General features: G+C 61.1%; 23 protein-coding genes and 1 tRNA gene. 4 read left to right on the top strand and 20 right to left on the bottom strand.

Annotated elements, in window-relative coordinates; translation table 11 throughout:
- Window positions 1-3 precede the first annotated feature (3 nt).
- On the bottom strand, window positions 4-1,017 hold the full coding sequence (locus AUC69_RS14760) for a hypothetical protein (protein WP_141700839.1): 1,014 nt from the start codon (window positions 1,015-1,017) through the stop codon (window positions 4-6).
- Between the two features lie 328 nt (window positions 1,018-1,345).
- Complete coding sequence (locus tag AUC69_RS16695) at window positions 1,346-1,486, bottom strand: DUF3096 domain-containing protein (protein ID WP_083239502.1); 141 nt, start codon at window positions 1,484-1,486, stop codon at window positions 1,346-1,348.
- Between the two features lie 265 nt (window positions 1,487-1,751).
- Between AUC69_RS16695 and AUC69_RS14755 the strand changes: the two genes are divergently transcribed.
- The gene (locus AUC69_RS14755; RefSeq protein ID WP_069442873.1) at window positions 1,752-2,450 is read left to right on the top strand and encodes a TerC family protein; all 699 of its coding nucleotides are present in this window, start codon (window positions 1,752-1,754) and stop codon (window positions 2,448-2,450) included.
- A 60-nt stretch (window positions 2,451-2,510) separates the two neighbouring features.
- On the opposite strand, the gene AUC69_RS14750 is transcribed toward AUC69_RS14755, so the two are convergent.
- Complete coding sequence (locus AUC69_RS14750) at window positions 2,511-3,419, bottom strand: YihY/virulence factor BrkB family protein (protein ID WP_069442825.1); 909 nt, start codon at window positions 3,417-3,419, stop codon at window positions 2,511-2,513.
- A 123-nt stretch (window positions 3,420-3,542) separates the two neighbouring features.
- On the opposite strand from AUC69_RS14750, the gene AUC69_RS14745 reads away from it, so the two are divergent.
- Both AUC69_RS14745 and AUC69_RS14740 read left to right on the top strand, forming a co-directional pair.
- Window positions 3,543-4,292, top strand: coding sequence for a tetratricopeptide repeat protein (locus tag AUC69_RS14745; protein ID WP_083239501.1), 750 nt, complete (start codon window positions 3,543-3,545; stop codon window positions 4,290-4,292).
- An 80-nt stretch (window positions 4,293-4,372) separates the two neighbouring features.
- Window positions 4,373-4,461 (top strand) — tRNA-Ser (locus tag AUC69_RS14740).
- 247 nt (window positions 4,462-4,708) lie between these two features.
- Here the strand turns inward: AUC69_RS14740 and AUC69_RS17190 are convergent.
- The 3 genes from AUC69_RS17190 to AUC69_RS14730 all read right to left on the bottom strand — a co-directional run bounded on the left by AUC69_RS17190 (window position 4,709) and on the right by AUC69_RS14730 (window position 6,489).
- Window positions 4,709-5,191 (bottom strand): DUF7689 domain-containing protein, encoded by a 483-nt coding sequence (locus tag AUC69_RS17190; protein ID WP_141700838.1) that lies wholly within the window; start codon window positions 5,189-5,191, stop codon window positions 4,709-4,711.
- 460 nt (window positions 5,192-5,651) lie between these two features.
- A complete protein-coding gene (locus AUC69_RS14735; protein WP_069442824.1) occupies window positions 5,652-6,005 on the bottom strand; it encodes a hypothetical protein in 354 nt (117 codons plus the stop codon).
- 100 nt (window positions 6,006-6,105) lie between these two features.
- A complete protein-coding gene (locus AUC69_RS14730; RefSeq protein ID WP_141700837.1) occupies window positions 6,106-6,489 on the bottom strand; it encodes a hypothetical protein in 384 nt (127 codons plus the stop codon).
- A 218-nt stretch (window positions 6,490-6,707) separates the two neighbouring features.
- Here AUC69_RS14730 and AUC69_RS14725 point away from each other — a divergent pair, with 218 nt between their 5' ends.
- On the top strand, window positions 6,708-7,271 hold the full coding sequence (locus tag AUC69_RS14725) for a hypothetical protein (protein ID WP_069442822.1): 564 nt from the start codon (window positions 6,708-6,710) through the stop codon (window positions 7,269-7,271).
- Window positions 7,272-7,321: 50 nt separating this feature from the next.
- On the opposite strand, the gene AUC69_RS14720 is transcribed toward AUC69_RS14725, so the two are convergent.
- From AUC69_RS14720 to AUC69_RS14665, 14 genes are all read right to left on the bottom strand, one after another.
- Entirely contained in the window at window positions 7,322-8,341 is a 1,020-nt protein-coding gene (locus tag AUC69_RS14720) for a phage major capsid protein (RefSeq protein ID WP_141700836.1), read from the bottom strand.
- Window positions 8,342-8,935: 594 nt separating this feature from the next.
- A complete protein-coding gene (locus AUC69_RS14715) occupies window positions 8,936-9,202 on the bottom strand; it encodes a hypothetical protein (protein WP_069442820.1) in 267 nt (88 codons plus the stop codon).
- A 506-nt stretch (window positions 9,203-9,708) separates the two neighbouring features.
- Window positions 9,709-10,047: a helix-turn-helix domain-containing protein gene (locus AUC69_RS19845; protein WP_158008146.1), complete on the bottom strand. Its 339-nt coding sequence runs from the start codon at window positions 10,045-10,047 to the stop codon at window positions 9,709-9,711.
- Window positions 10,048-10,660: 613 nt separating this feature from the next.
- The gene (locus AUC69_RS14710; RefSeq protein ID WP_141700834.1) at window positions 10,661-10,927 is read right to left on the bottom strand and encodes a helix-turn-helix transcriptional regulator; all 267 of its coding nucleotides are present in this window, start codon (window positions 10,925-10,927) and stop codon (window positions 10,661-10,663) included.
- 90 nt (window positions 10,928-11,017) lie between these two features.
- A complete protein-coding gene (locus tag AUC69_RS14705; protein ID WP_141700833.1) occupies window positions 11,018-11,755 on the bottom strand; it encodes a transcriptional regulator domain-containing protein in 738 nt (245 codons plus the stop codon).
- Window positions 11,752-12,927, bottom strand: coding sequence for a tyrosine-type recombinase/integrase (locus AUC69_RS14700; protein WP_069442818.1), 1,176 nt, complete (start codon window positions 12,925-12,927; stop codon window positions 11,752-11,754). Before AUC69_RS14700 ends, AUC69_RS14705 begins: the two co-directional genes overlap by 4 nt.
- Window positions 12,928-13,109: 182 nt before the next feature.
- The gene (locus AUC69_RS14695; protein WP_069442817.1) at window positions 13,110-13,430 is read right to left on the bottom strand and encodes a hypothetical protein; all 321 of its coding nucleotides are present in this window, start codon (window positions 13,428-13,430) and stop codon (window positions 13,110-13,112) included.
- A 131-nt stretch (window positions 13,431-13,561) separates the two neighbouring features.
- On the bottom strand, window positions 13,562-13,735 hold the full coding sequence (locus AUC69_RS17615; RefSeq protein ID WP_158008145.1) for a hypothetical protein: 174 nt from the start codon (window positions 13,733-13,735) through the stop codon (window positions 13,562-13,564).
- Window positions 13,736-13,754: 19 nt separating this feature from the next.
- Window positions 13,755-14,204, bottom strand: coding sequence for a pentapeptide repeat-containing protein (locus tag AUC69_RS16680; RefSeq protein ID WP_083239498.1), 450 nt, complete (start codon window positions 14,202-14,204; stop codon window positions 13,755-13,757).
- 251 nt (window positions 14,205-14,455) lie between these two features.
- Window positions 14,456-14,671, bottom strand: coding sequence for a hypothetical protein (locus AUC69_RS14685; RefSeq protein ID WP_069442815.1), 216 nt, complete (start codon window positions 14,669-14,671; stop codon window positions 14,456-14,458).
- Window positions 14,672-14,965: 294 nt separating this feature from the next.
- Window positions 14,966-15,748 (bottom strand): TerC family protein, encoded by a 783-nt coding sequence (locus tag AUC69_RS14680; protein WP_069442814.1) that lies wholly within the window; start codon window positions 15,746-15,748, stop codon window positions 14,966-14,968.
- A gap of 385 nt (window positions 15,749-16,133) precedes the next feature.
- Window positions 16,134-17,555 (bottom strand): OprO/OprP family phosphate-selective porin, encoded by a 1,422-nt coding sequence (locus AUC69_RS14675; RefSeq protein ID WP_069442813.1) that lies wholly within the window; start codon window positions 17,553-17,555, stop codon window positions 16,134-16,136.
- A gap of 369 nt (window positions 17,556-17,924) precedes the next feature.
- On the bottom strand, window positions 17,925-18,701 hold the full coding sequence (modA, locus tag AUC69_RS14670; protein ID WP_244500286.1) for a molybdate ABC transporter substrate-binding protein: 777 nt from the start codon (window positions 18,699-18,701) through the stop codon (window positions 17,925-17,927).
- An 81-nt stretch (window positions 18,702-18,782) separates the two neighbouring features.
- Window positions 18,783-19,232 (bottom strand): winged helix-turn-helix domain-containing protein, encoded by a 450-nt coding sequence (locus tag AUC69_RS14665; RefSeq protein WP_244500285.1) that lies wholly within the window; start codon window positions 19,230-19,232, stop codon window positions 18,783-18,785.
- Between the last annotated feature and the right edge of the window lie 11 nt (window positions 19,233-19,243).

Raw genomic sequence — 19,243 nt, 5'->3', positions numbered from 1 at the left:
CGCCTACTGGGTGTCGAGCAGCGGCAGAAGGGGCGGCAGCTCGCGCTTCATCTTGCCGCCATTGGTCCGCGCGTACTCCTTGATGCGCGGGAGAACTTGCGCCGCCACATCACGCGAGGCGCTTGCCTCTTTCCACTTGATGCTCTCCGAGGTGGAGAACAGCTTGGGCAGATCGCGCCGCAGCTGATAGGACACGGCGACGGCGGTGCCCTTGTCGGGCGCAACACCCTCGATGGTGACGGCGAGGCCGGACATGGCGACCTTGCCGGATTCCAGCCGGCTCAACGCGCGCAGCGCGGCGGTCACAGCCTCGTCCCAATTCTTCGGTGCGCCGGAGGCAACCTCAAGCCGATCGTCCAGCCCCGGCCGTTCGAAGATCTGGCGGGACAGATCGCGCAGTTGCTTGCGGGAGTCCTCACTCGGCACGCTGCCGGCGAGGCTCAGCGCGTTGGTGCCAAGATCGGCGGTGAACACGAACGGATCGGCGATCGGCGGGCGCACGTTGTCGCCCTTGACGACGAGACCGGTCGGCAGCGGACCGGCAAGCGCTTTCTTGATCTCGACATAGTCGCCGGCGCTGCGCGCCTCGCCCGAAACCCTGAGACCGACATTGAGCAACCGCACGGATCCGCGCTTCAGATGCGCAAGCTGCTGCAGCCCGAAGCTCACCGCTCCGAGCCACTGCTCTCGCGGCGGACCGCCTTCGACGATCCGCAGGCGATCCTCGACCACGAGATCCGGGAAGTTCGCCTTCACCATGCCGAGCATGGTGCGGCGGTCTTCCTCGGAAGGCGCCACGCCACGCAGGCGAAGCCCCGACTCCATCCGGGTCGCCGACCACACATAAGCCGTCTGCTGCGGCTCGGTCTTGGCCCCGGCGAGGACCAGGGGACGCGCGGCGGCGGCGCCGCTCTTCAGCGCAGGATCCGGACAAAAGCCAGCATGCGCCCCGAAGGCGGCGAGCACCATAAGCATCGCTGCAAGGCCGATCAGGTGTCTCGACCGGAATCCCAACATGGAACTCTCACTCTTCTTGGCGCGCCGCTCGGCTTGACTGCCTTGTTTATTCACACCCTTGGTAACCCCGTCTTGTCGCGGTCTCTAAGAAGCACGCACGGCCTAAAGCCCGAGGCCGTCAGCCTCTTGGCTTTCGACCTGCTGCCTCGAACGCCCTGAAGGATCGGTCCCCCGCGCCGGGGGTCGCTCCCCTGATGCGTGACCACCGAACTATAAGGCATTGGAAGATACGGTTCTAGGTTTCCTTTGGCACGCCGCACAGATGCGGTGGGCTGCCGCAGCAACCGCATGCATTTACCTTGCGCCCCGATAGGAAAAAGCCAGCGGACTATTGGAAGTGATGCGCAAGTCCAATGATACCAATGGCGATGAGATAGATCGCCACGACGTAATTCAAGATGCGCGGCATCAGCAAGATGAGAATACCGGCGATCAATGCGATGAGCGGGTTCAGCAGAACTGGATCCATGGCTGGCAAGGGTTCCCTCCCGTAAAAGGGCCCGCGGGCCCGATTCGTCTGACTGACAGCAAAAGCATAAGCGATCCGCGAGGACTTGTCCTCGACGGAAACTCCCGCTATGGGCCGTCCAGGCCGTTTCCCTGATCTTCAAACCGGCCTTTGAGCACCTATATATCTTGTCTTGCCTTTGCCGTTTTTCACGGCAAAGGGTAAGGGCTTCGGCTGGGCGTATGGGGACCGGCCGGTCCCGTGGCCGCAGGGGGTAAGCAGCAGCATGACTGTCGACGATCCAGGTTTTTGGCTCGCCGTTTTACAGATTATCTGGATCGACCTTCTGTTGTCGGGCGACAACGCTGTCGTCATCGCGCTCGCTTGCCGCAAGCTCCCTCCCAGCCAGCGGGCCTGGGGCATCGCGCTCGGAACTCTCGTCGCCATCGGCCTGCGCGTCATCTTCACCGGTTTGGTGACGACGCTCATGACCATGCCGTTCGTGAAGCTGATCGGCGGCCTTCTCCTTATTTGGATCGCCATCAAGCTGCTCGGCGGCGAGGAAGAGAATGAGGGCGCCAATATCGAGCCGGTCAACAATCTCTGGCATGCGGTCAAGATCATCGCCATCGCCGACGCGGTGATGAGCCTCGACAATGTCATCGCCATCGCCATGGCGTCGCGCGGCAATTATGCGCTCCTGATGTTCGGATTGGCCGTCAGCATCCCGCTCATCATGGCCGGCGCGGCCATCGTCATGGCGCTGCTCGAGCGCTACCCCATCATCGTGTGGGCCGGCGCGGCGCTCCTCGGGTGGATCGCCGGCGAGATCATCGCCAAGGATCCGCTGGTTCTGGGACATCTCGATCCCGCCTCCGCCCACACCGTCGGCTTGGTGGGGGCGACGTTCGGAGCCGTGTTGGTGTTGAGCGCGGGGCTCGTCCGGCGACGATGGCTCAGACGCAGCGCGCCGGATCAGGCTTAGCGCCAAGCCCGGCCCGCGGTCGTTAGACCAGGCTGCTTGGCCGCGACTCCACGGGTCACCTTAACCTGCGACAGGCCGACCCTTCGGATCTCCCTTCTCCAATTCGAGCACGGCGTTGATCTCCGCTCCCACCAGCACGATGAAGAACGAGAGGTAGAGCCAAAACATCAGGATGATCACCGCGCCGAGAGAGCCGTACATGCGGTCGTAGTGAGAGAAGTTGGAGACGTAGTAGGAAAAGCCGAGAGACGCGACCAGCCATACGGCCGTGGCGAAGATCGCCCCGACGCTGACCCATCGCCATTCCGCCCCCTGGCGGCGGCTCGGACCGAAGCGATAGATCAGGGCGAGCAGAGACATCACGAGAAATGCGAGGAAAGGCCAGCGCCCGATCTTCACGATCGTCGCATAGGCAACGGAGTGGCCGGTATCGGCAAACAGGATGGGCACATAGACGATGGCGAAGAGCATCGCCACGCCGCCGAGAATGCCGATGAGGGTGTAGCCGAAGGCGGTCAAATGATACCGCAACAGGCTGCGGTGCTCGGGTTCGCCAAAGGCGATCGTCAGCGCGGAGAACATGGCTTGCGTGCCGAGATTGGCGCTCCACAGCGCGATGGCGAGGCTAAGCCCAAAGCTCCAGCCCAGCGTCTTATCCGAGGTCTGCGCGATCCGGTGGATTTCGCCGATGACGATGTCATAGGCCTGAGCCGGCAGCACGGTCGCGAGCATGCCGAATCGCGGCTCCACGCTCGCCGGATCGGTGGTGAGGCCGAACAGCGAGATCGAGGCGGTCAGCGCCGGGAAAATGGCAAACATGGCGTAGAAGGCGCAGCCCGCGGAAACCACGGAAAGATTGTCGCTGCCAATCTTCTGCCCCACCCTTTGCACGATTTGCCACCATCCCTTAAGGGGAGTGGTGTAGGGACGCGTGGCGCCGATTGAGGCTGTATCCGGCTTGCTGTCCATGGCCTATGAAGGATCGTCAGGATGCCCAAAGACAAGCAGATAATGGGCAGAGCCTAAGAGCAGGTTTCCCGCCAGGCCTCGGACGTCGAGGGCTCGGGCCCACATTTGGAAGGGAGTTCGACAATGCGCCGCATCCTTGCCGGCATGGTTCTCGCCTTGATCTTGACCGGCTGCGACGCGGACGACGCGTCCGACGAGAAGGCAGCCGAGGCCGAGAAGGCACCCGGGGCCGAGCAGACCATCGAGATCGAGAAGACGCTTGAGGTCGAGAAGGCCGCCGAGGCCGAGAAGGCCGCCGAGGCCGAGAGAGCAACTGAGGCCAACCAGGCGTTCGAGGAAGGCACGGCCGCTTACAAGAGCGGTGACTATGCGACGGCTCTGCGCTTGCTCGAGCCGATCGCGGAGCGTGGCTCTGTGCCGGCGCAAATGCTGGTCGGCGTCATGTATTTCGAGGGCCAAGGCGTTCAGCGCGATTACCCTCAAGCGCTGAAGTGGTATCGCCTCGCCGCGGAGCAAGGCGCGCCCAAGGCGCAGACCATCGTCGGCAACATCTACTTGCAAGGGAACGGGGTCTTCCCCGATGACAACGAGGCGGTGAAGTGGTTCCAACTTGCGGCCGAGCAAGGAGACGCGGAAGCCCAAAACAATCTCGGCGTCATGTACGCCAGCGGCAAGGGCGTACCGCAGGACTACGTTCAGGCGCTCGTATGGTTCAGTCTCGCAGCCGCGCAGTCTTCGAACCCGGATCAACCGAAAGGCAGCAAGGACGCCGTCAAGAATCGTGATCGTGCCGCCTCTCAAATGAGCCCGGAGCAGATCGCCGCGGCGCAGAAACTGGTGAGCGAGTGGAAGCCGCGGCCAGCCGCCCAGTAGGCCGATCTATACCCGGGGCGGCATAGACAACGGTCTATGGCTCCCAAAGCGTCGGCCGGACTTTGGCCGCGTATCAATCAGGAGGGGTGGCCGAGTGGTTGAAGGCACCGGTCTTGAAAACCGGCAGGCGCGCGAGCGTCTCGTGGGTTCGAATCCACCCCCTCCGCCATTGTGTACTTTAACATACTCTGATTATTATTATTTTTTGTTGCTCTCCGTTTCTACACACACTTCTACCCACATCTTTTTCAGGGTTCTTGCTGTCCGGCTATTGCCTGTTAACCGCTGGGTCGCTGGTTCGAGTCCGGCCCGGGGAGCCAATAAAATCATAGGATTATAGGCCGTCTCGACCAATCAGTTCGCTGTTGGCAGCTCTACATGTACGCCATGTTGTACGGCGAAGGCGCCAATCGGCTTCAGGGTAGAAGTATGAGTGGCGGGGGCGGATCCAAGGGCGGCAACTCTGGGGGATTGCCTGTTGCTACGCGCCGCATGTAGAGCGCGACTTGCCAATATCCGTCACCACAGAGTGTTTCAGGTGAAGTATGCTCAGCGTCCAACGCACTCGCCATTTTGCTGGTCCATCGACCACTCGGCAACTGACGAGAAACGTGCGTGACGATATCCATCATCGTGTAGATGGCGACCTTCTCGAGCCCCATCTCGAGCTCGCCTGATGGACAGTCTTCGAAGCCGGCTCGAATGAAAAACCGGCGAAATGAGTCGACCGTCTCTTCACGAGGCAGATCGAGCGGCCATCCCCACTGGTTCTTTTCGTCTGGCCAAATAACACGATTGTTGCGCCACACTGCCCAAGCCAAACAATTGTAATTTGGATCAGCGTTGCTCGTAGGAAAGAAACTGACGCCTTCAACGGCGTTTGGATGCATCGGCGTCATGCAGCATGGGTAAACCCGGCCTGTTCACCCCACGTTAGCCAAGCGGTAGTCATTTCCGGCACTACGCCTCGGCTAGCCGGTGGTACCGGATCTGCTCCCCCACTTAAATCGTGGAGAAGTGGAAACCAATGAACCTCGATTTCTCCACGGCTCATACGATCTAGAATGAAGCGAATGGCGATCTGGCCTAGGCCCTTTATGTCATTGTATCTGGGGTGCCTCGTTATGAGGCCGAGAGACGATTGCCATTCTGTGTCGGCCAGCCATTCGGACACCCACGCGTCAAAAAACAGCCGCCGATCATGATCGAGTGCGGGTGACAAGTAGTCTGGCTGATATTCCGTGACTATGGGTCTTATCAAGAGCGACCGGTCAGGTACCCACTCCTGCTCTGGAGAGGCACAGTATTGCTGTGCAGTCGGGTAATTCGTCAGCAGGTGTATCATATCGGCATCAATATTCATGCTGTCTTCCCCCCGGCGCCTTTTGATTTCTTCTGTATCTCGTCAAGTTCCTCTATTCTCTTCGTGAGCCAATCGCGCAATTCTGCCGCAGCTTGCTTGGACATGATCAAATCCACGTCAAGTTCACGCACGATGCCAAGCTTTCCTTCCGTGTCAATTGGATCAAGTAGGCGACCTTCCGGCGCCACCTCATGCTCCTGTGACTGCGGAATCGCTGGACGCTCGCTATAGACCGAGGCGTGTATAAGTCCACGTGGGGTGATCCCGCCGATTGCACCGTCGACGTGGATTGCCCGAAATTGGGTGCTCTTAAGATAGTAGAAGCGGACCCGTGGGGGAGCATCCGCCATTTTGCCTCTGTCCTTTTCCACCGAGAGTGGCTGGCTTAGCTGAGACGGCCAGAGTCGGCAAGCAATACAAGCTACACCAATTCCCAGGGTTAACCATCAATCAGCGTGGTTTAATCGTAGTGGAGGCCAATTCAGTCGCAGTTTCCGCAATCTCCCTAAAAACGAATGCCAGCTCGTTACCCAGCATATCGTCATCTTCCAAATGGCTCTTCGAGACGGTCAGGCCGATGCTCGCGAGCAAACCCACCCGGTAGAGATCGTGGTGGTGCTCATCAATTTGCACCGCGAGCCAGTTTCCCTGCGCTGCAAGGGGTCTATCTTCATCGACCCTCTGCTTGGTCAAATCCTCCGCGATACAGGCGAGGAGGCTGATCCTTTCGCTCAGCATGCGCTCCGACGGGCGTGGTGCTTCTGACGTGGTATCGCTAAAATTCATCATCGCGGCTTCCTTCCAGGTTGGCGCTTGCAAGTCGCGGCCGAGCACTGAAATCACTCTGTCACTAGCGCGAATCATGAGCGCAGACCGCGCCGACTGCAACGGTTCCACATATCGAACTAAAGGCCTCGCTCGCAGTCCCAAACGGGTGCGGCACGCACCTCCTGTGAATAACGTGGAAATGCTTCGATTCATTCATTGACGAAGCTCGAATCCATCCACGATGCGGCCCGACGCCATTTAACGGAAGGTTCCTCGCGAATTCGATGCCGGATTGGTTTCAGCAATTCCTTAGCAGTGATGAGATGGTGGCAGCCGTAATCGCGGTATTGCTTGCGGCACTTATCGAGATCATCCAGCGCTTTTTTGCACCAAGAGGTCGCGTGAGATGGGCTGTGGCGCATGAGTTCGCATACGAGGTCCGGCAAACCCAAGGCCAGGCGTTGCTCATTCGAACGCGGCACATCTGGATTCAAAATGTAGGTCGTGCGCCCGTTAAAAATCTCGAGGTCGTATTGAACTATCGGCCAGAACACTACGAGGTTTGGCCACAGCGAGCATATTCCGAAGACACCAATCCGGAAAAAAGGCTGGTGGTCAACGTGGCGTCACTAGCGGCCCGGGAGTTCTTCACGATCGGCATGATTTCGGCAACGCAGGAACTACCAGCAGTCATGAATGTGCGGTCATCAGACGGAATGGGGCGTCCTGTGCTGATGGGGCCAACACAAATACAACCGCGCTGGGTCTTAGAGATGCTCAGGTTTCTACTTTTCCTTGGCGCTTTCTCACTCATTTACTGGGCCGTTCGAATTATTCAGTTTTTTTGAGTGCCCCACGTTCAATGTTTGAACGAATGGTGGCGGCGGGCTCCAACCTCCTAAAGCCCACCGCCGCCATCTAAGCGCGCCAAGCCGAGGGATGCTCCGGCTTCGCGCAGCAGCCTCCTAGGACGTGCACACTTGAGAAGCTTGATCGCGTTCGAATCCGCGACGCAACCACCAACGCGCTTGGTGAGATAGAACATCACGTTGGGCTTGTTTGTGAACGGATCGCGAAGCACGCGGGTGCCGAGACGATCAACGATGCGATAACCTCGGCGCCAATTTCCGAAGGCGATCGGAAAGGTGTTCGCGCCGACATTGGGCATGTTCTCATCGATGGCCACCGGATAGCCCAGGAGCATAGGTGGCTGGCCGGCCTGCGTGCTTTCCGTCCAAAGATACTGCGCCGTATCGCCGAGCGACTTCAGCTTGCGGCACTTGCCGGCGAGGGTCGAGTTCATCATCCAACCAACGCCGGGGCCCTGCCGGTAAGCAGGTTTGAGCGCGTAGACCAAATCCGTCAACGCATCGACGCCGTTGTGCGTGCCGTCATTGATGTCTGCGGCGACACCCGATGCCACGTACTGCAAGACGCCAAAGGCCCGCGTGGCGTCGGCGGTCGTTACAGGGTCCTCGAGCTGCAAGAAGCCCTTCGGCTTGTTGATGCCGTTGCCATCGACGAAGGCCGCGCCCTCCTGCACCGCGAACTCATCGATAATGTTGTCGCGGATGAACTGATCGAGATTGAACTGTGAGTCATCGAGCAGCCATTGCGTGATTGATGCATTGGCGTAGATCTCGCCTTCGGGCGGTGTGATCTTCGCCATTTCTGGCGTGCTTGTCTCAGGGCGGGCTTCCGTTTCCCCGACCCAGCCCGAACTCGCTCCGCGGCGGTTCACCAGAAACGAATAACCGCCCTGCCCCTGGCCGAGCGTGATGATCGTCGCCCAGCCGCGCAGCGGCGAGAACTCGAGAAGCTGATTCTGGATCACACCGTCGATCTCCTCGGGCACGCTGTAGCCGCCGTCCGGGTCGCTCGATTCGCGCATGGCGGCTTGCGGCGCACCAGTACGCATGAACTCCACGAGGCGCGCCTATCTCGGCGGTTCTCCGGGCCACTGCCATCGCCAACGCCGCCAACGCGTAGGGCGGCGACAACAGAATTCACTTCGTCCAACGAAGTCCTGAGCGATGCGATTTCCTTGTCCTGCGCACGGGCAATGGCCACGGTCTTCTCTGCCATGTCCATCACCTGATCGGAGACCTCATCGAGCTTAACAGCGGCACCAACACGCTCGCCGCGCTGTGCTGCCCTGACATCCTCGACGTAACCGTGGCTACCGACAACCATGATCCCGCGAGGCAGGCCGTCGCGAGACAAAGTTGCTTTGGGTAGATTTTTTCGGAGACTCATGGTCTCACCCCTTTCTGCAAAAAAGCGTTGCGTCCAAATTGTGCGATCCGTCTCTCCCCTATTTTTGCGAACGCATCGCTTGGCGAGAATGGATCACTCTTGACGCACCACCGATCGCATCGGGGCGGCCGCCGGACGCGAGCGCATCGCGTCAGTTGCGGCATCCGACCAGCACGACACGCGCAGATCGAATCGATATGAGTTGACTCCCTCATGGTGTTCCTCGTCAAGAGTCGCGTTCGCATCTTCAACAGCGTTAGTTCACGGTCGGCGGCGCTGCGTCGGGAGTCTCGGCGAGATTATCGGCGAGATGGCGAAGAAGCTCGGCGCAGGGCGCATTCCGGCGCCCTTCGGAGAACAAGGCCACACCATGCAAGAGCATCGACTCGGCGAGGGCTTGCTCCTTTACCGCCGGCGCAAGCGGCATCGGCTGAGCTAGCCATGTGTCGGCGCACTTTTGGACGTAGCGCAGCGCCAATGATCCTGCCTTCGTCACGTGGTCGTTGTTGTCGTTGTCTGACATTTCGCGTCCTTTCTCTGCTTGAGCGCGGTATTGCGCATCGGATAACTCCCCTGGACCAAAAAAAAATTCCGGCCAATGTGCGACTACAAATTTTGCGTTACACCGCCGGTCAGCATTCGAGGCCTTTTCAACTTTCGACCGCCCCCCTATAGCTTCCGATTCATTTGGCGGTTATGGCGGGGCGCTCTGATCTTGGAGGATACCCATGCGGCGTCCCCTTTCGACTAGCTCCTCGATGGCAGCGTCATCGAGCATTCCATAGCGCACACGTGCGCAGAGCTGCTCCACTTCGTCTGAGGGAATTGCACTCAAGACCTCAAATCCTTGAGGACCGATGCGTTCCGCAATCTTGACTTCAGCTGCTCCGTCCTTCGATCGCCACAGCCTCACTCTTGCCTGCCTTCTGACCGTCCCACTCTCATGCGGTGGTTTGTTTATTACGGTTCTTGATGGTTCTTCCTTATAGGGACGGGCGGCTTGCGGCTTAGGTCCGGGCGCCTTGCGGCTTAGGTCGCTGGCTTCGCTGTCGGTGTCGGCGCAGGAGGCCAATGCCGCAGCTTGCGGCTTAGGTCGCATCTGCAAGAGTAGTAATCAGCCGTTCGCCCGCGGCCGCGGCCGCCTCCGCGGCACCGGCGACAACGCTCGATCAACCCGGCTTCTTCAAGGTCGCGCAAGCGCCGCTGCACGGTGTCTGTGGACTGTTCAGCTTCGCGCGCGATGAGGTCTTGAGACGGCCAACATTTGCCCGTGGGGTCGGCGTAGTTGGCTAGCACAAAGAGGACGCATTTGGCGCTCGTGCTGCCCGTCTTGACGCCACGCGCCCATGCTAAGGCCGGAATGCTCATCCTACCGCCGCCAAGGCTTGCGCATGGAATTAGGCTTAGTGGGCGCGGTCGTGGAACTACCCTGGCGATTGCCGGCGACATGTCCCCCAACGATTTTTGCGGCGAGATGAGGCCGGCGCGCCTTCACGTTGGCGACCGGCTCCCATGAGCGCCGGCCCTCACGATCGCGAACGTCCAGCCGCCGAAACTCGGCCGCCATGCGGCAAAGGAAAGAGAAAACTCCGTCGCGGCACGCCTGCACGCGATCGAAGCGCATTGCCATCACTAGATCGTAGAGCTCGGCACCCCGCTTTGCGCGCCTGTTGTGGAAAGCGGAGCGGCACGCCTGGCCGCAATATGTTTGGCGAGCCTGCGCAGCAAACCGCGCGCCGCATTCGGGACAGAGGCGGTCGCCGCGGCTACCGTCTAAACGCTCCCCCATAGCGGGCCGCTCATCGGCGAGTCTGTTCCGGGTTGAGAGCGTCACCGTGCACCGCCCCGCATCGCTGTAGGATGCGCGCTTGGTTGACGACGATTGCGCTGGTTGTCTGAGGGGTCTCGCAGCCAAAAGAGATTTGCCCGAACCCCGGCCGCCCCCAAAGCGCCGGGGTTCTCGTTTTTTGCTGTCATGATTTTACGCGGCCTTACCTTCGATGCCATCGCGCTCGGCGATGCGGTCGCGCTGCCACGCACTTACTTCAGACTCGATCCAGCCGACTGCGCGCGGAGAAAGCCGCACTTGCTTCGGGAATGTTCCCTTGCCCATCATTTCGTAGATCGTTGCACGGGGAAGTCCCGTGACACGCTGAACATCACCGATACGCATGAAAGTGAGCGAGAGCTCCGCACGATGACCGGTGGCCGCTGTTCCGACGATGACGCCGGCTCTGGTCTTGACCATTTTCCGAACCTCCAAACGTTCCGGGCTCAATTGAACCAGCCCGGACAAGCTCGGAAGCTGCAGCACTCACCTCAATCTAAAAAGTGATGTTTAAAGTGGAAAGTTATCCCGCACGGCCTTCGCTTGGCCGTAGGTAGTACGGGCCCTATCTTTGGCCTCGCCGTTGTAGTCCGGCCAGAGCGTCTTGCCGAGTTTCTGCCAACTAGCGCCACAATCTCGCGCATCGAGAACCCGGAGATAGGTTGGCCAAATTTCTTGGCTCGGCCGGCGCGTGTTCCTCTTACCGTAGGCTTCCTCCTGGAGGGAGAGCAGATAGGTTCGAGCCGTCTCAATCTGAGGGCTAATCGGTACCGATAGGTTGAATCGATAGTCGATCAGGCCGAGTTCCTCTTCCTCTCTCGTTTGGTCGCGCAATTTCTCAGCCATAAGCTCAGATGCTGATTTGGACTTGCCTGCGAGAAACACGCCCATCCTGAAGTGCGATTCGGGATACGACCTACGCGTGAAGCACCAGGCTGGCCTGAACAAGGCGCACCGCGAAATCAAATCGGCCGACATCGAACAACGCGGGTCTATGATTGAGGTGACGCCGAACCTGCGAACCATAGCCAGACCGTCGTCGGTTCTCGCATAGCTCACGCCTTCCTCGCCAAGTTCGATAACCTGAGCTGCGCTTCCCTCAGACCACAAGCGCCACTCTGATCGATAATCAGGCCGCCGACGCAGGAACTCCCATCGCCAAACTGCGTCATCAAGCCGGTGAGGATAGGCCGCCGCGGCGGTCCAGTCGGGTATTCCAAACTTCGCCCGTTTATCAGCGGCTTTCATGCGCGGAGCGGAACCACCACGTTTGCCGAATGTCTGGACTCGCAACAATAGTTTGCCCACGCTTCCATCAACCGCCTCCGCTTTTCGAGCGCGCTCGAGCGCCTATAGGCGGCCTCGGCCTTGTCCTTGAGTTGGTGCGCCAATGCGTGCTCGATGACGTCGCGCGCGAAGTTTGTTCGGTCGCCGGCCCAATCTCGAAATGTTGAGCGGAAGCCGTGAACGGTAAGCCCGTCGCGCAATCCGCGCACCAATTCCAACATCGCCATATTCGACAAGGGCTGCCTGGCTTTTGCTCCGGGGAAGAGATACCCACCCCGCTCAAGCGGCAGCGCCTGAAGGATCTCCACCGCCCGCTTGCTCAGCGGTACCTCATGCTCCTTACTTCCCTTCATCCGATCGGCCGGCACCGTCCAAACGCCCGTCTCAAGGTCGATCTCGGACCACTTGGCCCCGATAGCCTCGCCAGTGCGAGCCGCTGCCAGGATTGTGAACTCGAGGGCGGCGGCCGAGATGCCTTTCTTGCCGCGGAGCTCGGCCATGAAGGCGGGGATATCGTCAACCGGCAGGGCAGCGTGATGCCGAACGCGCTTGGCCGCGCTCTGCCGCGGAAGCGGCTTCCCTTCCTTTACCCATTGAATGACGCGCTCGATGCGCTGCTTCGTCCGCCGGGCCGTTTCGGGCTTTCTTTGCCAGATGCTCGAAAGCGCCTCGGTAATTAGCGCCCCGTCGATTGCGGCGATGGGTCTGCCCCCTAGGGTCGGGAAGGCGTAGGTCTTGAGCGTGCTCGCCCATTGCTGCTTGTGCTTGTCGTTGCGCCAGGTGTCGTTGTGCAACTCTAGGAAGCGCGCAACGGCATCCTTGAACAGCATCATGTCGGCAGTTTCGGCTCGCGCCTCATCGTGTTGCTTGCGCCGAAGCTCGATCGGATCTTCGCCGTCGAGGATGATTTGGCGAGCTTGCCGCGCGCGCTCCCTCGCCTCGGCCAGCGAGACCGTGTGGAGAGCACCTAAACCCATCTGGCGGGCTCTGCCGTGGCGCGTGTATCGAAAAAGCCATGACTTTGTGCCGCCGTCAGCGACTTGCAGCCACAGCCCTAGTCCGTCGCAATAGCGGCCTGGTGAACGGAGCTTCGACACCTTGATCGCCGACAGCTTGTTCGTTTCGCGAGCCATCCCACCGTCCTACCCACAAATCAGTTGTGGATTGTGCTGGACGGAGTCGGACGTGTCTAGACGAGCAGCGCACGATAAATGGCGGAATCAACAGGGTTTTTGGATCGTGTCGGACTATGCCGGCGCTAAAGAAGGTGGCCACCCCCTCCGCCAGCCTTTCGTACCCGCTGTAAGGCCGGCCTCTACGGCCCTGCTCCGTAAGCATCCGGGCCGTAACCGGCGCAGGATCCCTTCATGCGGATATCGTGGCCCAACACCTGGCAGGTGTAGACCTTCTTCTGGGGATTGTTGCGGATCTGCGCGCCCGTCACCTTCCAGCCATAGCTGCGGGCAACGCGCGCGATCTGCTCTTCCTCGCAATAAGGGGTGGCGATCAGCCCGTATTTGCTGACCTGGAAGTTGCCCTTGCACTGGACACGGGCCGCCGCAGGCTCCGCGGCGAAGGCCAACGCCATCATGCCGCCGAGCGCGACCAGTCCGATCCGCAAGCTCTGTGAGCGCATTTTCCTAGCTCCTTCAGTCGATTGAGCCGACTTTAGAGCAAATGGGGTTGACGGATCGTGAGTGCGATAGCGCCCGCGTCACAAGGCCGTGAGCGGCCCCTACGCCTTTCGGAAACCCAGGAAAACGGGCCCTAGACGCCGCCGGACTCGCCGAAGGAGGTATCCGAGCGCGGGGTGCGGCGGGCGGACTGCGGCCCGCCCACGAGCCAGGAGGTGCGCTCGCCCATGCGCGGCACTTCCTCTTGCCTCACCTCTTCGACGCGGTGGGGCAGGACTCTGGCGGCCTGCGATTCTAACTGAGCCACGGTCCAGATCAGCGGCCGCTCAAGATGTTCGGGCAGCACGGTGTGCACGTCCCCCTCGGCTTCGTGCAACTGAGCTTGGTGAGATTGCGCGCATCGCGCAGGCTGGCGCCGCACAGATTGGCGCCGCAGAGAGTGCGCCGGCGAAATCGACACGGTCGAGAAGCGCACCGCTTAGATCGGCGCCTGAGAGATCGGCGCGCTCAAGCCGCGCGTCCCTGAGATCGGTATCGGCAAGGTCGGCGCCTTCGAGGTTCGCCCCGGTCAGCGTCGCGTAGCGCAGGACTGCGCTGCGCAGCCGCGTATGCGCCAAGTTGATCGGGCCGCCATTGATCGGACCGAACTGGCGATCGCCGATGCTGAGAGAGATGCCGACGAGATTCGGCACGATTTGCGGGTTATGCGCCCGCCACTCGTTCCACGGCCGAGGGCCGCAGCGGAGAAGCTCGATATGTTCGGAATCTGCAGTCACAACGCACGCCTACAACACGGAACGCAACACACTCAACGCGACAAATGATACGCACGAATTACTGTACACAAGGTAACGCAGAGGAACGTAGTGCAGGTCCGCTTCCATCCACAAGAGGATGCTAAGCCCGAGGCGCAACTATCAGCACGGTGCCGATAAATCAGGCATCAGAAACGAGAAGAGCCGCCTCGATGGGCGGCTCTTGCTGCATTCTTGGACTGGACCTTGGCGGCGTGGAGTCAGCCGAGTGGCTAGCCACCGATCCGCGCCGTGCCGGAGCGGCCGTCATTGCGAACCCAACGGACACTCGAACCCTGGCGGGTGAGCTTGTAGCAATACTGCTTACTCTCCATCCAGCTCGTCCACTTCTGGCAGAGCTGGTCGTCGGCGACCCACCACTTGCCGGAATCCGACGAGCCGTCGCCCCGCGAGAAGCTCGCGGCCACGGTGCCCATCTTGCCGGTCATGCGCCCGTTGGCGGCATAGCGGATCGGAAGCTCGAATCCGGAAACGTTGGATAAACGGTCTTGCCGCTGATCGCGCTGCGGAGCTCATCGCCGGCGAGGCTGGTGGCTCGGCGCTGAGGGCCGCGGTCGCCGGCAAGGCAAGAGCCGCCGCCAAAAAGAGAGCTTTCGTCGTCATTGCATCCCCATAGTGTCTTGGAACTGTCATGGCGGCGATACCGCCCCGCAAACTTGGTCAATTTGGGGCTAAGCCGAGGGGATTGCGTGACAATCTCAAGGGCGCGGAAAAGGGCTTTGTTAACCCTTGGCGGCCGGTTTCGTCTTTTTTGCCGGTTTCGCCTTCTTGGCCTTCTCGCGGGCGCGGCGCCGCCGGCGCAACGCCAGGACGTTGACGATCTCTACGGCGGCCGAGAAGGCCATGGCGAAATAGATGTAGCCGCGCGGGATGTGGAAGTGGAAGGCGTCGGCCACCAACGCGGCGCCGATCAGGAGCAAGAAGGACAGCGCCAACATCTTGGTCGTGGGGTGCCGTTCGATGAAGGCGGCCACGGGCTCGGAGGCGAGATACATGACGAGAATGGCCACCGCCACGGCGGCGATCATGACCTCGATATGGTCGGCCATGCCGACGGCGGTAATAATCGAATCGACGGAGAAGACGAGGTCGATGATGGCGATCTGAACGATGGCCGCGCCGAGCGACTGCACGACGACATTGCCTCCGTTTTCCCCGTTCTCACCCTCGATGCCTTCGTGGATCTCGCGCGTGCCTTTGACCAGAAGGAACAGCCCGCCAGCCAGCAGAATCAGGTCGCGCCAGGAGAAGCCGAACTCGCCGATGGTGAAGATCGGCGTCGTCATGTGGACGAACCAGGCGATGAAGGCGAGCATGATGACGCGGAAGATGAGCGCCAACGACAGACCGATGCGCCGGGCCATGAGCCGCTGCCCGGCCGGCATCCGCGACACCATGACGGAGATAAAGACGACGTTGTCGATGCCGAGCACGATCTCCATCGCGCTCAAGGCAAGGAAGCTCGCCCAGACATGCGGATCGGTCAGAAAATCGGCGAGAGACATTCGTGTGGCGCCCACGGAGTGAAAACGCAGTCGGCAGCTAATACCGTAGCTGCGGGGCGCGGTCCATGGGGCTCGCATCAAAATGCATGGCAGAGCGGAGGCCTTAGCTCGAGGTCACGCTGCCCGCCGCGGCGGTCGCAGGCCTTCGCCAAAGCCTTCGCGACCCGGCTTGAGAAATTCAACACTACGGAGGTGAAGACCTCCGCCCAGTAGCCTCGCATCCATCCAGAAACGACAAAAGCTCACCGAGGCGGCATGCCTCGATGAGCTTTTTTGTGAGACGGCCCCCTTCCCCTTCTTTGCTGGAGAAGAAAAAGCCGCCGCCCGGGACAGGGCGGCGGCAATCAGGCGAAAGGGGACTGTTCTTTCGTTCGTCGTTCCAGGCTTACCAATCCACCTGGGCGCGCAGACCGACACCTTCGATGGTCGCGCCGTTGTTGGCACCGCCGTCGATTTCGGACTGGCTGACCTGCAGTTTGAGCGCCGTGTAGTCGGTGAGCCACCAGTTGACGCCGATGAGCCAGGTCTTCTGCTCGCCGCAGTCGGTGCAGGTGACGGCATTCGGAGCGGTCGAGGCGTTGATGGCCGCGGCCCCGTCGCTGAGGTCGATGGTGTCGTAACGACCGGCGATCTGCCAGGCACCCCAGCCACCGCTGCCGCCATACACAGGGTTCTTCACCTTGGTACGGCCGAACACGCCCTCGTCGGCTTCGTAGTTCCGCATCTCGCCGGTGATGAACCAGCTCGCGTCGATGTACCAGCCGTTATAGGTCGGGTTCACAGAAGCGATGGTGGTCGGAATTTCCGTCTCGAGCTGAGCGTACTCGCCCTGCACCGAGAAGGACTTCCAAACAAAGGCACCTTCGAGGACGAACATGTCGTCGGAGTCGCCAACCCGCGGCGTGGCAACGAAGCGATCGGCAAGATGCAGATCGGCGCCGTGAGCGCGATAGCGGAACAGCTCGGCGGCCGCCGTGTCCTTCAGCGTGCCGGCATCGCGATGACGATAGCTGGCGCCCAAATGGACGACCGTCGTGTCGTTGTTGATCGGAGCGACGGTACCGCGAGCCGAGAAGGCCGTGGTGTCGTCGAAGTAGGTTTCCTGCTCGCCAGCCGGGGCGCCGTAGTAGCCCGTCTGGAACGACCAATGATCGTTACCGGCGACGATGCCGGCACCAATCTGACGATCGAGGAAGAACGCCTCGGTGAACGCCGCACGCTCCATGAAGGTGATGAAGCGCGAGCTCGTCAGCTCTTCAAGGGAGTTGTAGACGTACTGATTACCGAAGCGGATTTCGGACTTCTCCCAGGGCGCCCAGTTGGCATAAGCCACGTAGGCATCCTTGATCTCGGCAGAGTCACCGGCGAAGTCGACTTCGAACTTGTACTTCCAGTCGTAGAAGACGGTGCCCTCCACGCCGAGACGGGCGCGGCGGAGTTCAACGGCGCTGACGTCATGCTCGCCGGTGATGGAACGGTCCTGGTTGATGCCGTCATAGTCCACCATGATACGGCCGCGGACCTTGAACTTGAACTTGCCGTCGGAGCTGGACAGCTCCGGCGCGCCTTTCCACTTGACCTTGAGGTCCAGGTCGCTGCCGTGGCTGCCCTTGGCGGCGGCGGCGTCCGACTTGGCCTGGTTCACTTGGCGCTGCAATTCGCGCATTTGCTCCTGCATGGCCCGCATTTGGGCCTCAAGAGCCGCGGTATCGGATGCCTTGGCCGCAGTGCCGCCAATGGCAAGAATGCCAAGCGCGCTCGCCCCGGCGAGCAGATAACCGCTAGTTTTCTGTAGTCCCCCGATCATGACCCCTCTCCACTCTGTTAGACGGTGTGTGTTTTGTTAGTCAGTTCAGTCGGTTAGGAGATTTCTCTGTCTCCCATTGTGAATCGTTTAGCCGCGTCCCCACGGCTGACCCTCAACGTTCTATTTCCTGGGCAATGACGCGCTTGTGACAGTGGGACGACGATGGGGATTTCGTAGCTCACTGTTGCCGATTGGCCACGACACGTTGAGACTGAAGATGAACTTGGAGCCGCCCCCTCGGCGCCGTTCGTTCAACACTAGGCTTCGGGCGTGACAGGGGAAATGCGGTCAGTGCCCTGGTCCCCTGGATTCACGCTTTCGGCGATCTGCGACATTCTCGACCGCGCTCCGACAGGTCTCCGGCTGGCCCTAGGGCGCCCCGGAGCCAATGACGGAGAACCCATTTTCCTCGAATCGGCGTCCCGCCTCGGGCGTCCGCAAATAGGCGAGGAAAGCCTCCCCCTCGGGGCCCTTCGCGCGGGCGAGCCGTGCCGCCGGGTAGACGATCGGCGGGTGGCTGTCGGGCGGAAAGGCGCCCAGCACCTTCACGTTGGGATCCGCCTTGGCGTCGCTGGCATAGACGATCCCGAGCGGCGTCTCCCCACGCGAGACAAGGCGAAGCGCGGCGCGGACATTCTCGGCCTGCGCGAGCTTGCCCTTAACTCCATCCCAGACCCCGAGGCTCTCAAGCGCGGCCTTGCCGTATTTCCCGGCGGGCACCGCATCGACGCCGGCAATGGAGAGGCGCCCGTCGCCGAGGGCCTTGGTGAGCGGAAAGCCCGGCGCGATGTCGACCGCTAGCTGCGAGTCCTTCGGCGCGATCAGCACGAGCTCATTCGCCAGAAGATCGAATCGTGTCTTCGGATCGATCAGCTGCCGCTCGGCGACATAGTCCATCCACGCGAGATCGGCGGAGATGAAGACGTCGGCCTCGGCGCCCTGCTCGATCTGCTTGGCGAGCGCCGACGTGGCGGCGAAGGAGATCACCGCCTCATGGCCAGTCTGCTCCTTCCAGTCCGCCGCGACAGCATCGAGCGCGTTCTTGAGACTTGCGGCGGCGAACACCGTGGGGCCCTTGTCCGCGGCCAACGCAGGCTGGGCGGCACTCGTTATCAAGGGCACGGCCAAGGAAAGAGCCAAGGCCATCGCCGACCGGACACTCTTTATGACATTCATCGTCGTTACTCCCGTCTCCTCAGTTCGGTCGTGCGCCGAAATCTCCGTGTCTCAGTCCCCGTCCATCTGGTGGCCGATGCGGGCGAACTCCTCGCGGATGGCCGCGTTGGCGCGGTCGTCGGCACGCCGATAGGCGTCCGCCACGGCACTCCCGAACGCGGTGACCTCGGCCCCGCCGCCGCCGGCGCCGCCGGGCGAGGTGCTGACAAGCGTGCGGCCGAACATTTCGTTGAGGGCGCTGACCAGGAGCCACGCGCGCCGGTAGGACATGCCCATCTCGCGTCCCGCCGCGGAGATCGAGCCCGTGCGCTCGATAGCTTCGAGGAGCTCGATCTTGCCCGGTCCCAAGACGAGTCCGGGACGCACCATGATGCGCAGGCGGGGAAACGGCCGGCCGGCGACGATCTCTGATGGCTTCCCGGCTCGCTTGACCTGTGCGCTGCCGCGCTTGTCTCCTGCGCCAGGCCGGGCTGTGCTCTTCCGCGATTTGATCAGCGCCACGACGAGCCTCC

Source organism: Methyloceanibacter superfactus (assembly GCF_001723305.1).
Lineage (GTDB): Bacteria > Pseudomonadota > Alphaproteobacteria > Rhizobiales > Methyloligellaceae > Methyloceanibacter > Methyloceanibacter superfactus.
This window is presented reverse-complemented; position numbering and strand designations above follow the sequence as displayed.